Consider the following 17,552-nt stretch of genomic DNA (forward strand, 5'->3'; position numbering starts at 1 on the left):
GCCCGGTCCGGTTCGCGCCGGACCGGGCACCTCGCGCGGTTCCCGTCCGTCGCACAGAATCGAAGCCATGACCACCACACCCGAGGTCACCCGCACCGGAGCCCCGAAGGCCAAGACCCGAGCGGGCGACCGCTGGTTCTCCGGCACGGCGCTCTTCGCCGGCTCGATGATCCTCGTGACCCTCGCCGCGGTCGCGATCTTCCTGGTCATCCAGTCGCTCCCCGCCTTCGTCGCCACCAACGAAGACGCCTCGATCCTGCCCGACAACTTCTGGTCGTACGTCGGGCCGCTCGTCTTCGGCACCGTCTGGGCAGCCGCGCTGGCGCTGCTCATGGCCGTGCCGCTGTCGCTCGGCGTCGCCCTCTTCATCTCGCACTACGCCCCGCGCCGTCTGGCTCAGGCCCTCGGGTACGTCGTCGATCTGCTCGCGGCCGTCCCCTCCGTCGTCTTCGGGCTGTGGGGCATCGGCGTACTGGCACCGGCGGTGCAGCCGATCTACAGCTGGTTCGTCGACAACGTCGGGTGGTTCCCGCTCTTCAACGGTCCGGTCTCGAGCACGGGCCGCACGATCTTCACGGCATCCGTCGTCCTCGCGGTGATGGTCACCCCGATCATCACCGCGATCTGCCGCGAGATCTTCCTCCAGACCCCGACCCTGCACGAAGAGGCCGCGCTGGCCCTCGGGTCGACACGCTGGGAGATGATCCGGATGGCCGTCTTCCCCTTCGCCCGCAGCGGCATCGTCTCGGCCGCCATGCTCGGCCTCGGGCGAGCACTCGGCGAGACCATGGCCGTCGCCATGGTCCTGTCCGTGTCCGGCGGGGTCACGTTCGCGCTCTTCACGTCGGGCAACCCCTCGACGATCGCGGCGAACATCGCTCTCACCTTCCCCGAGGCCTACGGGACGAACGTCAACGTCCTCATCGCCACGGGCCTCATCCTCTTCGTCGTCACCTTCGCGGTGAACGCGGTCGCGCGCTACATCGTGAGCCGCCGCAAGGAATTCTCGGGGGCCAACTGACATGACCGCGACTCTCACTCCCCCGAGCACGTCGGCGCGCAGCGCTTCGACGAGCCTCACCACGGGGCACCTGCCCAAGTGGGGTCCTTGGGCGATCCTCGGCGCCTCGCTCGTGGTCGTCGGCATCTTCTTCGGCGTCATCGCCGCGGCATCCGGCGATGCGCTCAACGTCCCCGGATGGCTGATCCTGTCGGCCGTGGCATACCTCGTGCTCATCACGGCGGTCTCGGCCGCCGTGGAGGGCCGCCGCAAGTCGGTCGACCGCCTGGTGACCGGGGTCGTCACCGTCGCGTTCCTGATCGCGATGGTGCCGCTCGTCTCGGTGGCCTTCACCGTCATCACGCTCGGCGCCCCCAGCTGGAGCGGCGAGTTCTTCAGCTCGTCGATGCGCAACGTCGTCGGTGAAGGCGGCGGCGCGCTGCACGCCATCATGGGCACGGTCCTGATCACTCTCGCCGCAGCCGTGATCTCGATCCCGATCGGCATCTTCACCGCGATCTACCTGATCGAGTACGGCCAGGGGAAGCGTCTGGCTCAGGGCATCACGTTCCTCGTCGACGTCATGACGGGCATCCCGTCGATCGTCGCGGGCCTGTTCGCCTACGCCCTGTTCGCGCTCTTCCTCGGCCCCGGCATCCGCCTGGGCATCATGGGGTCGGTCGCACTCGCGGTGCTGATGATCCCGGTCGTCGTCCGCTCGACCGAGGAGATGCTGCGTCTCGTCCCCAACGAGCTGCGCGAGGCGTCGTACGCGCTCGGTGTGCCCAAGTGGCTCACGATCGCCAAGGTCGTGCTCCCCACCGCCATCGCCGGTATCACCACCGGTGTGATGCTCTCTATCTCGCGCGTCATCGGCGAGACCGCCCCGCTGCTGATCACCGCCGGCTTCACGGCATCCATGAACTACGACCTCTTCAACGGTCGTATGCAGACCCTGCCGGTCTTCACCTACACCCAGTACATGAACCAGGGCATCCCCGCCGAGGCCTTCGTCGGCCGCGCCTGGGCTTCGGCTCTGACCCTCATCGTCATCGTGATGCTGTTGAACCTCGTGGCGCGCCTGATCGCCAAGTTCTTCGCACCCAAGACCGGCCGCTGACCCGAAAGAAGAAACCTCCGTGTCCAAGAGCATCGAAGTCAACGACCTCAACGTCTACTACGGCGACTTCCTCGCCGTCGAGGGCGTCTCCCTCGACATCGAACCCCGCAGCGTCACCGCTTTCATCGGCCCGTCGGGCTGCGGCAAGTCGACCTTCCTGCGCACCCTGAACCGCATGCACGAGGTCATCCCCGGCGCTCGCGTCGAGGGCAGCGTTCTGCTCGATGGCGACAACCTGTACGGACCCGGGGTCGACCCGGTGCTCGTGCGCCGTCAGGTCGGGATGGTGTTCCAGCGGCCGAACCCGTTCCCGACCATGTCGATCCGCGAGAACGTGCTGGCCGGCGTCAAGCTCAACAACCGTCGCATCTCGAAGTCGGACGCCGACGCGCTCGTCGAGAAGTCGCTCCGCGGCGCGAACCTCTGGAACGAGGTCAAAGACCGCCTCGACAAGCCCGGCTCCGGCCTCTCGGGCGGACAGCAGCAGCGTCTGTGCATCGCTCGCGCGATCGCGGTCTCGCCCGACGTGCTGCTGATGGACGAGCCCTGCTCGGCCCTCGACCCGATCTCGACGTTCGCGATCGAGGAGCTCATCCAGGAGCTCAAGAGCGACTACACCGTCGTCATCGTCACGCACAACATGCAGCAGGCGTCGCGCGTCAGCGACAAGACCGCGTTCTTCAACATCGCCGGAACCGGCAAGCCCGGCAAGCTCATCGAGTACGACGACACGACGTCGATCTTCACCACCCCGTCCGTGCAGGCTACCGAGGACTACGTCTCCGGCCGCTTCGGGTGAGTCGAGCCCCCGGCTCGTCGTGGGCCGGGTCCGGCAAGGGCCGGGATGCAAGGGATCGTGCGCGACGCGCCGGTGCGAGGACTCCTCGCCCGGCGCGTCGCCGTTTCCGCCTTGCATCCCGGTGCGGCGGGCTGCGTCGGGCGTTCGGGCGGCCGTCGTGCCCGGATGCAAGGGATCCGTGCCGGCACCCCGGTGAGGATGCCGTTCGGGCGGGGTGTCGGGGCGAACCGCGGCGGTCGATTCCGGCCGGCTCAGCCGCATCCGGATCGGCATGTACGCTTCCCCCGGCGCGCGCGCCTCGGCCCGAACCATTGCAGCGCACGGCGGCTCGATGGCATGCGTGACGGCCGCGAGGCATCACGGCCTCTGGACCCTCGATGACGACGACGAACCGCACGTATGGCTGAAGACCGGCCAGCGAGCCCACCACCACGGGTCGTGCGGGTGCATCGAGCACTGGGACCGAGATGCACGTGACGCGGCATCCGGTCCTCTTCCCCTCCGGCAGGTGTTGCGCCAGATCCTCGGATGCCGCGGCCCTGAGCGCTTCTTCGTCACGCTCGAATCCGCGCTGCGACAGCGCCGACTCACGAGGGACGATCTGCGGTGGCTTCGCCGGCACTCCAACGCTCGCGGCCGAGAAGCGGTGCGCCTCGCTCGAACGGATGCCGACAGCGGACTCGAGTCGCTCCTGCGGTGGCGTCTACGGAAGCACGGCCTCCGGGTGAGGACGCAGGTCTCCGTCTTCGGAGTCGGCGTCGTCGACGCGCTGATCGGCGACCGGCTCATCGTCGAGCTCGATGGCCGAGCCAATCATCACGGCGAGGCGAAGCGCCACAAGGACCTCACTCGCGACGCGAACGCCGCCTCATGGGGTTACGTGACACTGCGCTTCGACTACGCGCTCGTCGGCCACGACTGGGAGCTCGTCGAGTCCGCCGTCCTCGGCGCCCTGCGCTCCCACCCGAGCCTGCAGCTCGCGGCATCCGCCTGATGCCCACTCCACACCCTCGGCCTTGACCGCCGGGACCGGGGGTCAGTCGCGCGGCGAGAGCAGGTAGGCGTTGAGGGATGCCGTGAACTCGGCGTCCATGTCGAGAGCGGCGCCGTCGAGCTCGATGATGGGAGCCGCGAGCCGGACGCTCGACACCAGCCACGCGGCATCCGCTCGTCGCAGCTCGTCGACCGGAATCGTCTCGTACGCCGTCTCGAAGCCGCGCTCCGCGAGGTGCTCGAACAGGCTCAGCTGCGTCGTGCCGTGCAGGATCCCGCCGTTGGGCGCCGGGGTGACGAATGCGTCGCCGCGCCGCAGGATGAGCGATGCCGTCGGCGCCTCGAGCACGAACCCGTCGGAGCTGAGGAAGATCGCATCGTCGGCTCCCCGCCGGTGCGCCTCGCGCAGCGCGGCCATGTTCACGGCATACGACAGGGTCTTCGCACCCAGGAGCAGCCACGGAGCCTGCGCGGGCGCGTCGATGGCGTAGCCGCGGTCGAGCGTCACGACGCGGATGCCGCTCGCGCGCGGCTCGCTGAAGTCCGCCGCCGCCGCTGCCGTCGCCCACGCCGTCGGGGTCGGTCCGTGCTCGATGCCGCGGCTGAGGATCAGCTTCACGACTCCCTCTCCCGAACCGCATTCGGATGCCGCGACAGCCACGGCCGCCCACCACTGGGCGATGTTCGGCGCCGGCAGGTCGCAGAGCTCGGCGGAGTGCGCCAGGCGCTCGAGGTGCGCCTCGACCTCCTGGGGATGGCCGTCGACCACGCCGATGGACTCGAAGATGCCGTCGCCGCGCTGGGTGCTGAGCTCTCCCACCGTCAGCGCCGGGGCCGCGGGATCGACCGCGGTGAAGGTCGACGCGAAGTCCGACCGGGTGTCATCCGCCGCGAGCGGGTCGATCATCAGCGCGAAACGCAGTGCCATGCGCCGAGCCTACGACGCGCCCGGTGCCGGGATGCACGACATCCTGCGCGACACCCCGGTACGGATGCCGCTCCCCCCCGGCGCGTCGCCCACGATCCCTTGCATCGCGGCCCGCCCGCCGCCGCCCGCGAGCCCCCTCCAGTACCGGCCGACCACCGGTTTTGTCTACCCCGGGAATGCCCACGTCCGAGGCTCCGTTAGACTGTATGTGCCGGGCCGCAGTAACCCCGGGCTCCATCTTCAGCCGCTGCGAGCGGCCACGCGCCGAGAGGCGTTCTGCGGCCCGGCACTTCTCTTTTCCGGGGTCTTTGCCGGCTTTCTCTCCGGACGCCGGCGCTGCCTCAGGTGAGAGCTTCGCGGCGCCACAGCCCCGCGCACGAGCCCAGGTCGTCGGCGTACGTGCTCAGCCGGAGGGCGCGCGCGGTCAGCGCCGACGAACGGTCGGGTTCGCTGACGTCGTGGTCGTCGGCCACCGAGGTCGCTCCGGCGGATTGCACGCGGCAGAACGACGCGGCCCGTTCGAGCGCGACGGCGAAGTCGCCGCGGAAGACGCCGCGCATGATCACGTCGATGAGGGCCACGAGCTCTTCCGGCCCCGCCGGTGTGGGGGCCCCGGCGATCACTTCGTCGGCAGAACGCAGCACGATCCGTCCGCGTTCGTAGAGCAGCGCGGCCGTGCGCGGGTCGCGGTGGATCATCAGCTGCAGGAGGTACAGCCGCCAGAGCGCGCCCGGCAGCGACTTCGCGGGCGATCGCGACCACAGCTCGGCGACGGTGTCGATGCCGTGCTCGGCGGTGAATCCGACGAGGCGGTCGACCACGGCGTCGCTCGGGTCTTCGCGCACCCGCGACAACAGGGCACCCGCCGTCGCGTGGGCGACGCGAGACACCTCCGCCGGATCTTCACCCGCGAAGTGCCGATCGAACTCGTCGGCGGGTCGCCGAACGGGCTTGTGGTAGTCCCGGGATCCGTCCGTCATCATTCCAGGCTAAGCGAGAGCGGCAGCCCTCCGGCCCTCGCGGGCACAAGCTGGAAACGACGAAACGGCCGGCCCACGCGGGGCCAGCCGTTCCGCTGCCGGATAACGGGGTCGGGCAGTCAGGCACTCGTCGGGATCGCGACGATGGGGTCGGTGGTGGGCAGGCCGCTCGGCGACCCGCCGCTCTGCTCGATGGTGAGAGCGATGACGTCCTCAGGCTGCATGTCACCCTCGAGAAGCATGGCGGCCGAACCGTCGCTCGATTCGAACGCGCCCGCCGGGATCGGCGCGCTGCCGCGCACGAACCATGCCTCGTACGACTGGTCGTCGGCGATCTCGGGCAGGCCTTCGGCGACGAGCACGACGCCGTCGACGCTCGGCGACCAGTGAACAGTGGCTTCGCCGCCGTCCACGAGTTGTGCGGTGCTCGACTGGGCGTCGTCGGAGCGCTCGATCTGTGCGAGCACGCTCTCGGCGGACGGCGCGCGCATGCCCTGCGTCAGGGTGCCGACGCCCCAGCCGATGCCGACGAGCAACGCGATCGAGGCGGTCAGGGCGAACAGGCTGCGCGTCCAGTTGCGACGCTGCACCAGCTGCACTTCCTCGGTCACGGGAGAGCCGACGGAGTAGCCGGATGCCGCGGCCCGCGGGTCGTCGTCTTGGAGCTCGTCCGCCGGGTCGGCGATGTCGTCTTCGTGGCGCGGCGCTTCGACGGATGCGGACGTCTCGGCCTGCGGCTCGACGGCGTCGGACGCACCGATCTGCGCGAGCAGGCTCGCTTTCAGGCCGGGCGGGGGCGTCACATCGGCGACACCTTCCGACAGCAGAGCCGCCGCTTCGGCATCCGCCTCGACCAGGGGCATCCACTCGGGGTGCGCGTCGAGGGCCTCGCGATAGGCGAGCTCGTCCTCAGGCGACAGCGCTCCGAGCGCGTACCCTGCCGAGAGCTCGGCGAATGTCTGTTCGTTCACGATGTCACCCCCATTGCACTACGGAGCTTGGTCAATCCATCACGCATCCGTGTCTTGATCGTTCCGAGCGGCGCTCCCACCAGCGCTGCGATCTCGCTTTGACTGTAACCCCCGTAGTAGGCGAGGGTGATGGCCTCTCGTTGCGCCTCGGGTAGAGAGCTGAGAGCCCGAGCGACGCGCCGTCCTTCGATGCGCAGCTCCACCTGTTCGGCGACGCCTTCGGGCTGTGTCGCCATCTCTCGGTAGCCCGCACGTACATCGCGATCGCTGCTCGCCTGCGACGACCGGACTCGGTCTACCGCTCGGCGGTGGGCGATCGTGAGAACCCACGATCTTCCTTGCCCCTTCTTCGGAGCGAACGTCGAAGCGGATTGCCACACCTCGAGGAAGACCTCCTGGAGCACTTCCTCGCTCTGCGCGCGGTCGACCAGCACGCGCAGGATGAGTCCGAAGACCCGCCCCGACAGGGTGTCGTACAGGCGGGCGAAAGCACTGTGGTCACCGTCGGCGCAACGCTGGATCAGCTCCGCGACGTGATCCGTCGACGGCCCGTCGTCGGGCACGTCCATTCCATCTATGACCATCGCTACCAGCATGCCGCATCCTCCGACCTGTTCCCGGATGCAGCGCCGACCTGTTATCGGTTCTCTACCTGCCGCACTTCGCGGCCACGGCCGTCACGGCATCCGTGTCGCCCTTCTTCGTATGAGAGGGGTGCTTCGGATGCCTGAAAACTCGGTTTCGAACTTTCTTGAACTTTTTCCGATCCGATCGGTGGGGGCCTCCGAAGAACCCTCGACGCCGGGGACGGACCCACGGCGGAGAACACACGGAGGCAATCATGCTCAGCACCAAGAAGAAGTTCACTGCTGCCCTGGCCCTCGGCTTCGCCGGAGCCCTCGCTCTGTCGGCCTGCTCGTCGGGATCGGGTGACACCATGACCGAGGAGACCGAGGCCCCCTCGTCGTCCGCCGCTCCCATGGAGACGGCTTCGCCCGACGCTTCGATGGACCCGGCCGCCAACCTCGTCGGCCCCGGCTGTGCCGACTACGCCGCAGCCGTTCCGGACGGATCCGGCTCGGTCGCCGGCATGGCTCAGGACCCGGTGGCCACCGCAGCCTCGAACAACCCGCTGCTCACCACCCTCGTCGCCGCCGTCAGCGGACAGCTCAACCCTGACGTCAACCTCGTCGACACGCTGAACGGTGACGAGTTCACCGTCTTCGCCCCCGTCGATGACGCGTTCGCCAAGATCGACCCCGCCACCATCGAGTCGCTGAAGACCGACTCGGCGACGCTGACGTCGATCCTCACCTACCACGTCGTGCCCGGCCAGATCGCGCCCGACGAGATCGACGGCACCCACACCACCGTCAACGGTGCCGACCTGACCGTCACCGGCTCGGGCGACAACATCATGGTCAACGACAGCGCCGCGGTCATCTGCGGTGGCGTCACGACGGCCAACGCCACGGTCTACCTCATCGACACGGTGCTGATGCCCCCGATGTGACCCGAACAGCCGCGGTGAGGGGTTCCCGCGGCACGGCCTCGGTATCTCCGTGGCCGAGGCGAAGCCGCCGGTGCGAGCACACCGGCGGCTTTGTCGTGTCCGGACGGATGTCGGCGGGTCGGGATGCCGGCGGGTTCGCCCCCTCCCCCGCGGCTACTAAGCTGGGAAGCTCAGGGCCTCTAGCTCAGTCGGTAGAGCATCGGACTTTTAATCCGCGGGTCGTGGGTTCGAGCCCCACGGGGCCCACCTCTGAAATAACGTCGAAACCCTTGTTTTTTGGGGACGTTGAGATGCTGGATCCACCACGAACCACCTCGTGGCAACAGAATGGCAACACTTCTGACGTCAGATTCTGGACGTTTGCTAGTTCGCCAAGCCGCACCGCGGCCGTGGTAACGGATCGTGAGGGCGCGTCCGAGGTACCCGGTCGTCGAGTCGCCTGCCGACGCAGCGCGTCGGCTGCGCGCCCGTACGCCGCTCTCCGACGAGGCGAGAACGTCTCCGACGCCAGACGCATCGGCGGCTCGAGCCAACGCGTCAGCCACGTTATCGAGGTCGTCGTCGAATAGGTCGGCGTAGGTGTCGAGCGTCATTGCGGCTGACGCGTGACCGAGCATCCGCTGGACCGCCTTCACGTTGGCGCCGGCGCTGATTGCCAGCGACGCTGCTGTGTGGCGCAGGTCATGAGGTGCGACGCGCGGGAACGGATGCGGCGGACGCAGGCCGGCAGCAGTCGCTGCTTCGATGCGCTCCTGCGTCTCACCGCGGACTTGCATGACAGCGCTGTTGAACCATCCCGTAGTCGACTTGGCTCGTCGGATGAAGTGGTCGCCGTCGCCGAAGAGCAGCGCGTCTCTCGGTCGCGTGGCGACCAGATGCTCGATGACCGGTCCGAAGAACACGGGTAGGGCACTGTCCGCTTCTCGTGCGTGTACGGTGTGCCGATCATGATCTGACTGCGACCTCGACTGCGTTCTTCGACTCTCATTCGGCGTCGCAAGGTGTCGACGTGCTTGATGCGCAGCGCGGTGGCCTCGCCCGGTCGGAGGCCCGTATAGCGAGGAACACGACCAGATCGGGATGCTTTGCGATCCCGGCGAGCTCCGCGACTGAGCCCTCGGACCATGTAACGACGTTGACACTCTTGAGCAGTTCTTACAACGGGTCACGGCGTCTCATTGAAAAGTGCCTGCGTGCATCACGATCGCAGCCGCTTCTTCACTCGCGGGAGCAGTTGCCAGAACCGGACTCTCTTCCGCTCAGATGCGGGGCGGTCAGCCGGCATTTCATGGGACGGCTCTTCTTAGCCAGTGATCATGGGCGGCCACCGGCTGTGTCGTGCGCGCCACTAGCCGCTCGTGCACCGACCGCCGATCGGACGACGGCAGCGGATTGACGGCGCTCCGATGGACGGACGTCCGGACTGATGACGACTTCGCTGGCAACGAAGATGCAAGAGCCCATGTGGTTGGATGCAGCTGTGACAACTACCCCACAAGAGGCGGCGATGGTCCACCGGCTGCGCAGCGCAGTCGTCAGCGAGGGCGAGCGACCGATATCGTTCATCCTCGGCGCCGGCATTTCGAACGGAGCGGCTCCGTCGACCAAGCGAATGGTGGAACTGTTCCAGCGATCGATGTCCAAGGATCCCGAGGATGAGCGAGACCTCGAGCAGTTGCTCGCTCAAACGCAGCCCCGTGATCACTACCAAACGGCAGCGCAGTTCGTAATCGAGCGGGCTGGAATATCCCGTTTGAACCGGGTTGTGCGCCTAGCTGTCCTCACTGCGCGCTCTCCCCAAATTCCCCCCGATGTGGCCAGCGAGTACCTCGGTGACTCTGCTCAACTGGAGCAACTAGACAGCGACTGGCGCGGCTGGCTCATTCCGCGCGGGCTGGGTGCACTTGGGCGCTTGATTGAACTCGTTCCACACGAGTCACGAGGGCCGATTCTCACGACGAACTTTGACCCGCTGATTGAATCGAGTCTGAGGGCCGCCGGTCTCGTTCCGCATCTCGTCTGCGCAGACGTCGATGGCGCGATCCCAACAACGCCTCCACTCCCGAGTGTGGTACCCGTGAACCATCTGCACGGTTACTGGAACCAAGGCGACACGTTGCACACGGGCGCACAACTAACCAGAAGTCGACCTCGACTTCTGGGTAGCCTGCGCCAGGTGCTAACTCGGACGACGTGCATCGTCCTCGGTTACGGCGGGTGGGATGATCTCCTGACCGAGTCGATCTGGCGCCTCGTAGAGGAGGGGGCCGAGCGCGACATAGAGATACTTTGGGGTTGCCACGGTCCGACGGCCGAGCTGGGGCGACTCACAGACAAGGCACTGCCGGGACGCCTGCAGCCCTACGTGAACGTTGATGCGAACAGCTTGCTTCCTGCAGTCGAAACGGCGGTTCGAGACCGGTTGAGGCCCGGCTCTCGTAAGACGACTAGCGGGCGGCCCGGACGCTCTGGGGTACCAGCATTCGAAGACATAGATTCTGAGTTCATCGAGAGCCACCTATCCCGTGACACGTCACCAATCTCCGCGATCTCATATTTTGATGGGAGATCGCCGACCTGGGTGGATGCAATCGGCAATCGTGCACCCCGCCTTGACCTCACGCAGGAGATAGATCGCGTTCTGAAGGAACAGCCGGCGCACCATGTAGCGTACCTGCTTTCGGGGCCAACTGGCGAAGGAAAGTCCACCATGCTTCGCCAGATCGCCGGGCGACTTTCTGAGGACCTTGGCAATCGGGTGCTTTGGATGAGCGCGGCAGGAGGTTTCGAACCGCACGACGTAACAAGCCTTCCGGTGACAAGCTCAAGAGTATGGGTGGTGATTGATGACGCAGACCTATTTGCTAAGCGTATTGCAACTGTCGTCAGAGAGCTAGATCGTGTCGGGCGCTCGGACATCCAGCTTCTCCTTGCAGCTCGTGATGGAGATTGGGCTCGGGCCGTGCAGATGGAGTCAGCGAGCATCCCGTCGCGCGCGTTGCGCGTGTTCAAAGTAGGAGGGATCACGCAGAGCGATGCGAAGCAAATAACGCGAGCGTGGGGGCAATTCGGCGATCGCGCATTGGGAAAGTTGCTTACGCTCACGCCGGCAGACCGCGCCTCCGCACTTTTCGGAGCAAGCCAAGGTAACTCTGAGGGCGCACTCCTGGGAGCGATGCTTGAGACTCGTTATGGCAATGACTTTCGGCAGCATATCTGGGAGCTCATGAAGCGGCTGAACCATGTGAAGTTGCCAGGCGGTAGAAGTCTGCTTGAGGCATACGGTGCCATCTGCCTCGTTTACCGCCACGGCATCTCCCGCCTACCGTTGACCTACCTCGGTGAGTGGCTCGACATGTCCGAAACGGAGGTAGAGGGTCTCGTCGTCTACCGACTCGGTCGTGAAGCTGCGGCCGAGCGTCACGGCGACTCGATCGTTCCGCGACATCGCCGCATCGCGCAGGAGGTAGTCGACCTGCTTCCGGAATTTGCGATCAATGAGGTCGATCTGATGCGCGAAGTCGTCGCAAGCGTGGTCCGCGGCGCGCGTGGTTCGCGTTGGGACGAGGACATCCTGGCAGTCGTTTACGCAGGCCAGAATCTGGAGAGTAAGTCGTTGGCTATCGCTGCGGCCGATGGTGCGGTGAGGGGCGACGACCGCCAGCTTCGACTCGTCAATTACCGCGTTAGCGTTTACCGGGAGTTCGACGAGATAGACGATGCGCTACTGATAGCGGAAAGAGCGTGGACGTCTATCGATCGATTCGATGACCTAAGGCTCACTCTTCGAAAGTTCCTGATCACGTGGGCTCGTGTAGCCGGACGCGCTGGTCAATACCGGGACTCAGCCGCCTTGAATGCGTGTGCACTGCTCGATGTGCCGGACATGGGAGCATTGACCTCTGATGAAGCCACCCGCGCCCTCAGCGGTCTCGCTTGGTCGCTAGGAATGCTGCCAGAAGCAGATCGACATGCTACCGGGCGCGGTGCTTGCGCTGAATCGGCGCTTTACCTCGCGCCATCTGCCGAGCTTCGCGAGCAGGCGACGCGATACCTAAACGACGCGTCGCGCGACGGGTACTCAGAGCTGGACACCGCCAAGCAGCGAGGCGCAATAGTCGCAACCATCAAAGAGAGCTTGAAGAGTTCGAAGATCGGGCCCGCACGGCACTACGAGGTGCACGCTGCCAAACTCCATCAACTGCTCAGCGTTGCCCAGCTCTGAACGCCGGCCGATCACCACTTTGCTTTCGCGAGCAAACAACGACGTGTCCTCGGCCCTTGAGTAGCTCCACTCGTCTAAGTCCCACACCACCGGGCAGGGCATCATGCGCGAGCACGAATCAGCTTCGTCTCTGCCAGAGCACGCGGAAGGATTGTGCGTGAGTCATTCGGTTCCGTTCGTCGATATGCGCGCGCCGGTACCACGATGCCATCGCTGAGTCCACTACGTATGAGATATGTCCATCTCTGAGCTCACAGTGATGGAGCACCTCGAACCCAGCGTGGTGCAGCTAGGACCGGCGCCTGCGAACGCGGGCTGACGAACCATTGTCTGACGGCTCAACCGAACGCCGCGTGGGCCGGTGTCGCCTACGGGTTCGCCGACATGGCCCACGGTCCAGCGGGCAAGCCGAGCTGTTGCGCGTTCCGTGGGGGCGACTTCAACTGCTTGCGCCTCGGCAAGGATGCCGCGCAGAAGCAGAACGACTACGTGATCCTGGCCGACATCTTCCCGACCGGCTATCACGCGACGGAGCTCGCTCACGTGAAGCCCGGCGATCCGACGGTCATCTACGGGGCCGGTCCGGTCGGATGGATGGCCGCCTACTCCGCGATCATCAAGGGTGCGTCGAAGGTGATGGTCGTCGACCGCCACCCCGACAGTCTGCGCAAGATCGAGGAGATCGGTGGCATCACGATCGACGACTCGAAGGTCGACCCCGTCGAGGCGGTGAACGAGATGACGATGGGGCTGGGCGCCGACAACGGATTCGAGTGCGTCGGCTACCACGCGCACGATGCCGACGGCAGCGGGCCGCCGAACCTGACCCTGAACCGCCTCGTGAAGTCGGTGAGGTTCACCGACGAGATCGGCGTCGTCGGGGTGTTCGTCCCGCAGGACCTCGGTTCGCCCGATCCGCTCGGGAAGCAGGGACAGGTCGCTTTCGACTTCGGCGAGTTCTGGTTCCGCGGGCAGAAGCTCGGCAGCGGCCAGTGTCCGGTGAAGAAGTACAACCGGGCGCTTCGCGATCTGATCGTCAGCGGCGAGGCGACGCCGTCGCAGGTCGTCAGCCACGACCTCAGCCTCGATGACGCGCCGCGGTCCTACGAGCACTTCGACAACCGCGACTACGGCTGGACGAAGGTGGTGCTGCATCCGGAGTTCGCCTCCACCGGCGCTTGAGCGTTCACGACCACCGCCCCCGCCGCGGCTCGGACACTCCTCTCGGGGACCCGGCCCGCGAAGGGGGCATTCTTGATGCTCGGCGGCGGGGCACCCCCGCAACCCCCTTCCGACCGCATCCGCTCCCCCGTAGCGTCGCCCGCATCCCCACGACGATGCGAACCATACGGAGGACGCGATGACCGATGTATCGAACCAGGGCCCGGCTGAGGGCGACGACCGTCCCGAGCTGACGACCCGACAGGGACACCCCGTCTACGACAACCAGAATCAGCGGACGGTCGGAGCTCGCGGGCCGGCGACGCTCGAGAACTACCACTTCCTCGAGAAGATCAGCCACTTCGACCGCGAGCGCATCCCCGAGCGGGTCGTGCACGCGCGCGGCTTCGTCGCTTTCGGCTACTTCGAGGCGACCGGGATGTGGGGCGACGAGCCCATCTCGCAGTTCACGCGCGCGAAGCTCTTCCAGGAGCCGGGCAAGCGCACCGACCTCGCCGTCCGGTTCTCGACCGTCATCGGCGGACGCGATTCGTCGGAGGCGGCGCGCGACCCGCGCGGCTTCGCCGTGAAGTTCTACACCGAAGACGGCAACTGGGATCTCGTCGGCAATAACCTCGGTGTCTTCTTCATCCGTGACGCGATCAAGTTCCCCGACGTCATCCACTCGCTCAAGCCCGACCCGATCACTTTCCGGCAGGAGCCGGCGCGCATCTTCGACTTCATGTCGCAGACGCCCGAGTCGATGCACATGCTCGTCAACCTCTTCAGCCCCCGCGGCATCCCGGCGAACTATCGCACCCAGCAGGGTTTCGGGGTCAACACTTACAAATGGGTCAACGAGCAAGGCGAGACGAAGCTCGTCAAGTATCACTGGATCCCCTCCGTCGGCGTCCGCTCGATGACCGAAGCGGATGCCGCCGCCGTGCAAGCCGGTGATCTCGGTCACGCGTCCCGCGATATGTACGAGGCGATCGAGCGCGGCGAGTATCCCGAATGGGAGCTGCGGGTGCAGATGATGGACGACCACGACCATCCCGAGCTCGATTTCGACCCGCTCGACGACACGAAGGTGTGGCCCGAGAACGAGTTCCCGCCGCGCGTGGTCGGCAAGATGGTGCTCAACCGGAACGTGTCGAACTTCTTCGCCGAGAACGAGCAGATCTCGTTCGGCACCGGCGTCCTCGTCGACGGCCTCGACTTCTCCGACGACAAGATGCTGGTAGGGCGCACGTTCTCGTACTCCGACACTCAGCGCTACCGCGTCGGTCCGAATTACCTGCAGCTGCCGGTCAATTCCCCGAAGAACGCATCGGTGGCGACGAACCTCCGCGATGGACAGATGGCGTACCACGTCGACAACGGCGGTGAGAATCCCCACGTCAACTACGAGCCGTCGATCACCGGCGGACTCCGGGAGGCCCAGTACCCGACGCACGACGAGCAGGGGCCGGAGATCGTGGGGCGGCTGACGCGCAAGCGGATTCCCCGGACCGACGACTACACGCAGGCTGGACAGCGCTATCTGCTGATGGAGGACTGGGAGCGCGACGACCTCGTGGCGAACTTCGTCGACCTGATCGGGCAGGCCGCTCGTCCCGTCCAGGAGCGGATGCTCTGGCACTTCTACCTGGTGGAGGACGACCTCGGCCGTCGCGTCGGTGAGGGCCTGGGAATCACGCTGGACGAGATCAAGGATCTGCCGCCTCTGCAATCCCAAACACTCAACGAGGACGAACTCGAGCGACTGCGCAATCTCGGGCACAACGGCCCGCGCGATGTGGCCGGTCTTCAGATGACTCATTGCGTTCCCAATGCGCGCGCACAGGAGGTCTGAGCCTTCCGGGGGCGACGACACGAAATAGTGTTCTCAATTGGTGATGCGCAAGGCGATGAAACCGCTAACATGTCAGCCATGGCCCGCAAACAAATCACCCAGCTCATCGACGATCTCGACGGAACCGTCCTCGAGAGCGGCGAAGGAAAGCAGATCACGTTCTCGATCGAGGGACGCGCTTACGAGATCGACCTCTCGGATGACAACGCCGAGAAGTTCTACAAGGCGCTGGCACCGTTCGTGGACGTCGCCCGCTCGATCCGCGCGAACACGCCTTCGCGTTCGCGCTCTTCGCGCGCGAACAAGAGCGACCTCGATCTGACGGCCGTCCGCGAATGGGCGCGTTCGAACGGTCACACCGTCAACGAGCGCGGCCGCGTTCCGGCCGCTGTCATCGAGGCGTACCGCGCCGCGAACTGACCCCATCCGATCGCAGAAATGGCTCAGGCACCTCCAGGCCTGAGCCATTTCTCGTTCTCCTCGATGGACGGAGGATCCCATGACCCAGCCGCCATCCGGCGATAGCGATAGCGATAGCGCGAGCAAGAGCGGCGGCGTGAACGGGGTCGCGATCGGAATCGCGCTCGGCCTTCCGCTCGGCAGCGCCATCGGCATGCTCGCGTTCGACAACATCGCGCTCGGCGGCGCGATCGGCCTCTCCCTCGGGATCGTGCTGGGCGTCGCGGCCGACGCGCGTCGCCGCGATCAGGCGGATGACGCCGATGCCGGCGGCTGAACGCGCAGGTCACGGCCCCGCGCGGAAATCCCGGATGCGGTCACGCGGATGCGGCGAAGTCCTGCGCGGAGATGATCAATCGCGGGACGTCCGCGATGCTCGCCGCCGACGGATGCCGAAAATCAGCGCCACCACCCAGTAGAGCGCGAGAAATGGCGAGATGACGGCAAGCACGATGCGGATGACGTCGCCACCGTTGATCGCCCACGGAATCCAGATCGCCGACATCCCCACCCAGACGATCGTCTGCATGACGATGACGCCGAACGGGGTTGCGGCGGAGGCCGTTCCGATTCGCTGCCACAGACTCTGCACCCAGCGAACCTAACAGTCGATCAGGCCCGGTCGTGGAGCGTGACGTGGTACCCGTCGGGGTCGGCAAAGGTGAAGGTCACCCCGAATGGCCCGTCGACAGGCTCAGACACGATTCGGTGGCCGGCAGCAAGAAGTTCGCGGTGGATATCCTGCACGCCGGTCGCGTGGAGCCACAGCGCGACGCCCTGGCCGGGCTGCTCGAGCGCGTCGAGGTCGACGCCGGGCATCGGGTCCCGCAGGGCGAACGCGATCGGCGAGGTGGAGAAGACGACGGCATGCGGCGGCCCCTGCGGCGATCGCTCGAGCCCGAGGAACCGCTCGTAGAACGCGTGGGCAGCCGCGAGATCGCGCACCTGGAGGGAGATGAAGTCGGGTCCGGTGACGGGCATGAGCAGAATCCTTTCGTATGTCAGTTATCTGACACCCACTACTATGTCAGAATACTGACATGAGTCAAGACCGTGACGGCATCGACCTCGAGACGTCGATGGGGTACCTCGTGAAGGAGGTATCGAGTGCCCTTCGATCGGCGATGGAAGACGTGCTGCGCCCGTTCGGCATGAACATCACCCATTACTCGTGCTTGGAGCTGCTCGCACAGCGCCCCGGACTGTCGAACTCCGAGCTGGCTCGCGGCACGTTCGTCACGCGGCAGAGCATGAACGTCCTGCTGCAGACACTGGAGCGAGACGGCGAAGTCACGCGTGCGAGCACCCCCGCGGCCGGCAAGGCCCTGCCGACGGAGCTCACCGCGCGCGGGCGTGAACGACTGGCCGCGGCGACGGCGGCGGTGCGCGGAGTGGAACTGCGGATGCTGGCGGGGCTCGACGACACCGACAGGCTGACGACGTTCCGGGCGCTGCGGCGAATGGCGCGGTCTTTGCGGCAGCCCCGCGCCGTCGGCGATGAACCAGCTCCGGATCCGGCGTCTTATCCCCCGTCTCTAAGCTGAGGTC

The 17,552-nt window shown here is 66.1% G+C and carries 17 protein-coding genes, 1 tRNA gene and 1 pseudogene; 12 read left to right on the forward strand and 7 right to left on the reverse strand.

Annotation, left to right across the window (positions count from 1 at the left end):
- The first annotated feature begins 67 nt into the window (after window positions 1-67).
- The 4 genes from pstC (at window position 68) to VC184_RS10370 (ending at window position 3,913) form a co-directional block, all read left to right on the forward strand.
- Window positions 68-1,021, forward strand: coding sequence for a phosphate ABC transporter permease subunit PstC (pstC, locus tag VC184_RS10355; protein WP_112617142.1), 954 nt, complete (start codon window positions 68-70; stop codon window positions 1,019-1,021).
- Window position 1,022: 1 nt separating this feature from the next.
- Window positions 1,023-2,120 carry a phosphate ABC transporter permease PstA gene (gene pstA / locus VC184_RS10360; RefSeq protein ID WP_112617143.1) on the forward strand — a complete coding sequence of 366 codons (1,098 nt, stop codon included), beginning with the start codon at window positions 1,023-1,025 and terminating at the stop codon, window positions 2,118-2,120.
- Between the two features lie 19 nt (window positions 2,121-2,139).
- Window positions 2,140-2,919, forward strand: a complete 780-nt coding sequence (gene pstB, locus VC184_RS10365) for a phosphate ABC transporter ATP-binding protein PstB (protein WP_112617144.1) — start codon at window positions 2,140-2,142, stop codon at window positions 2,917-2,919.
- A gap of 214 nt (window positions 2,920-3,133) precedes the next feature.
- Window positions 3,134-3,913 (forward strand): endonuclease domain-containing protein, encoded by a 780-nt coding sequence (locus VC184_RS10370; protein WP_323986066.1) that lies wholly within the window; start codon window positions 3,134-3,136, stop codon window positions 3,911-3,913.
- Between the two features lie 42 nt (window positions 3,914-3,955).
- On the opposite strand, the gene VC184_RS10375 is transcribed toward VC184_RS10370, so the two are convergent.
- The 4 genes from VC184_RS10375 to sigK form a co-directional block, all read right to left on the reverse strand.
- Window positions 3,956-4,840 carry an aminodeoxychorismate lyase gene (locus VC184_RS10375; protein WP_323986067.1) on the reverse strand — a complete coding sequence of 295 codons (885 nt, stop codon included), beginning with the start codon at window positions 4,838-4,840 and terminating at the stop codon, window positions 3,956-3,958.
- Window positions 4,841-5,181: 341 nt separating this feature from the next.
- Entirely contained in the window at window positions 5,182-5,820 is a 639-nt protein-coding gene (locus tag VC184_RS10380) for a DNA-directed RNA polymerase subunit beta (protein ID WP_274178680.1), read from the reverse strand.
- A gap of 119 nt (window positions 5,821-5,939) precedes the next feature.
- Window positions 5,940-6,791 carry an anti-sigma factor gene (locus VC184_RS10385; protein ID WP_323986069.1) on the reverse strand — a complete coding sequence of 284 codons (852 nt, stop codon included), beginning with the start codon at window positions 6,789-6,791 and terminating at the stop codon, window positions 5,940-5,942.
- Window positions 6,788-7,387 (reverse strand): ECF RNA polymerase sigma factor SigK, encoded by a 600-nt coding sequence (gene sigK, locus VC184_RS10390; protein ID WP_274178682.1) that lies wholly within the window; start codon window positions 7,385-7,387, stop codon window positions 6,788-6,790. Before sigK ends, VC184_RS10385 begins: the two co-directional genes overlap by 4 nt.
- A gap of 245 nt (window positions 7,388-7,632) precedes the next feature.
- On the opposite strand from sigK, the gene VC184_RS10395 reads away from it, so the two are divergent.
- On the forward strand, window positions 7,633-8,304 hold the full coding sequence (locus VC184_RS10395; protein ID WP_269267618.1) for a fasciclin domain-containing protein: 672 nt from the start codon (window positions 7,633-7,635) through the stop codon (window positions 8,302-8,304).
- Between the two features lie 173 nt (window positions 8,305-8,477).
- Window positions 8,478-8,550, forward strand: a tRNA-Lys gene (locus tag VC184_RS10400).
- A 377-nt stretch (window positions 8,551-8,927) separates the two neighbouring features.
- Here VC184_RS10400 and VC184_RS10405 read toward each other — a convergent pair.
- Window positions 8,928-9,080, reverse strand: a pseudogene (locus tag VC184_RS10405) (hypothetical protein); the annotation flags it as partial.
- A 650-nt stretch (window positions 9,081-9,730) separates the two neighbouring features.
- Between VC184_RS10405 and VC184_RS10410 the strand changes: the two are divergent.
- The 5 genes from VC184_RS10410 to VC184_RS10430 all read left to right on the forward strand — a co-directional run bounded on the left by VC184_RS10410 (window position 9,731) and on the right by VC184_RS10430 (window position 16,281).
- The gene (locus VC184_RS10410) at window positions 9,731-12,529 is read left to right on the forward strand and encodes a P-loop NTPase (protein WP_323986071.1); all 2,799 of its coding nucleotides are present in this window, start codon (window positions 9,731-9,733) and stop codon (window positions 12,527-12,529) included.
- A gap of 384 nt (window positions 12,530-12,913) precedes the next feature.
- The gene (locus VC184_RS10415; RefSeq protein ID WP_323986073.1) at window positions 12,914-13,711 is read left to right on the forward strand and encodes a zinc-binding dehydrogenase; all 798 of its coding nucleotides are present in this window, start codon (window positions 12,914-12,916) and stop codon (window positions 13,709-13,711) included.
- Between the two features lie 178 nt (window positions 13,712-13,889).
- Window positions 13,890-15,545 (forward strand): catalase, encoded by a 1,656-nt coding sequence (locus VC184_RS10420; protein ID WP_323986075.1) that lies wholly within the window; start codon window positions 13,890-13,892, stop codon window positions 15,543-15,545.
- Between the two features lie 78 nt (window positions 15,546-15,623).
- Window positions 15,624-15,965: a histone-like nucleoid-structuring protein Lsr2 gene (locus tag VC184_RS10425; RefSeq protein WP_036305878.1), complete on the forward strand. Its 342-nt coding sequence runs from the start codon at window positions 15,624-15,626 to the stop codon at window positions 15,963-15,965.
- A 79-nt stretch (window positions 15,966-16,044) separates the two neighbouring features.
- Window positions 16,045-16,281 carry a hypothetical protein gene (locus VC184_RS10430; RefSeq protein WP_282501239.1) on the forward strand — a complete coding sequence of 79 codons (237 nt, stop codon included), beginning with the start codon at window positions 16,045-16,047 and terminating at the stop codon, window positions 16,279-16,281.
- 75 nt (window positions 16,282-16,356) lie between these two features.
- Here the strand turns inward: VC184_RS10430 and VC184_RS10435 are convergent, their stop codons facing one another.
- Both VC184_RS10435 and VC184_RS10440 read right to left on the reverse strand, forming a co-directional pair.
- Entirely contained in the window at window positions 16,357-16,596 is a 240-nt protein-coding gene (locus tag VC184_RS10435) for a hypothetical protein (RefSeq protein ID WP_274178694.1), read from the reverse strand.
- Window positions 16,597-16,616: 20 nt separating this feature from the next.
- A complete protein-coding gene (locus VC184_RS10440) occupies window positions 16,617-16,985 on the reverse strand; it encodes a VOC family protein (protein ID WP_323986077.1) in 369 nt (122 codons plus the stop codon).
- Window positions 16,986-17,044: 59 nt separating this feature from the next.
- Between VC184_RS10440 and VC184_RS10445 the strand changes: the two genes are divergently transcribed.
- Window positions 17,045-17,548: a MarR family winged helix-turn-helix transcriptional regulator gene (locus tag VC184_RS10445; RefSeq protein WP_323986079.1), complete on the forward strand. Its 504-nt coding sequence runs from the start codon at window positions 17,045-17,047 to the stop codon at window positions 17,546-17,548.
- Window positions 17,549-17,552 lie beyond the last annotated feature (4 nt).

It is taken from the genome of Microbacterium plantarum (genome assembly GCF_035231185.1).
Classification (GTDB): domain Bacteria; phylum Actinomycetota; class Actinomycetes; order Actinomycetales; family Microbacteriaceae; genus Microbacterium; species Microbacterium plantarum.

Excerpts from the sequence above, each read along its gene's own strand:
- pstC (WP_112617142.1), top strand. The coding sequence starts at position 68 with ATGACCACCACACCCGAGGTCACCCGCACCGGAGCCCCGAAGGCCAAG.
- pstA (WP_112617143.1), top strand. The coding sequence starts at position 1,023 with ATGACCGCGACTCTCACTCCCCCGAGCACGTCGGCGCGCAGCGCTTCG.
- VC184_RS10375 (WP_323986067.1), bottom strand. The coding sequence starts at position 4,840 with ATGGCACTGCGTTTCGCGCTGATGATCGACCCGCTCGCGGCGGATGAC.
- VC184_RS10380 (WP_274178680.1), bottom strand. The coding sequence starts at position 5,820 with ATGACGGACGGATCCCGGGACTACCACAAGCCCGTTCGGCGACCCGCC.
- sigK (WP_274178682.1), bottom strand. The coding sequence starts at position 7,387 with ATGCTGGTAGCGATGGTCATAGATGGAATGGACGTGCCCGACGACGGG.
- VC184_RS10395 (WP_269267618.1), top strand. The coding sequence starts at position 7,633 with ATGCTCAGCACCAAGAAGAAGTTCACTGCTGCCCTGGCCCTCGGCTTC.
- VC184_RS10410 (WP_323986071.1), top strand. The coding sequence starts at position 9,731 with ATGACGACTTCGCTGGCAACGAAGATGCAAGAGCCCATGTGGTTGGAT.
- VC184_RS10415 (WP_323986073.1), top strand. The coding sequence starts at position 12,914 with ATGGCCCACGGTCCAGCGGGCAAGCCGAGCTGTTGCGCGTTCCGTGGG.
- VC184_RS10420 (WP_323986075.1), top strand. The coding sequence starts at position 13,890 with ATGACCGATGTATCGAACCAGGGCCCGGCTGAGGGCGACGACCGTCCC.
- VC184_RS10425 (WP_036305878.1), top strand. The coding sequence starts at position 15,624 with ATGGCCCGCAAACAAATCACCCAGCTCATCGACGATCTCGACGGAACC.
- VC184_RS10430 (WP_282501239.1), top strand. The coding sequence starts at position 16,045 with ATGACCCAGCCGCCATCCGGCGATAGCGATAGCGATAGCGCGAGCAAG.
- VC184_RS10440 (WP_323986077.1), bottom strand. The coding sequence starts at position 16,985 with ATGCCCGTCACCGGACCCGACTTCATCTCCCTCCAGGTGCGCGATCTC.
- VC184_RS10445 (WP_323986079.1), top strand. The coding sequence starts at position 17,045 with ATGAGTCAAGACCGTGACGGCATCGACCTCGAGACGTCGATGGGGTAC.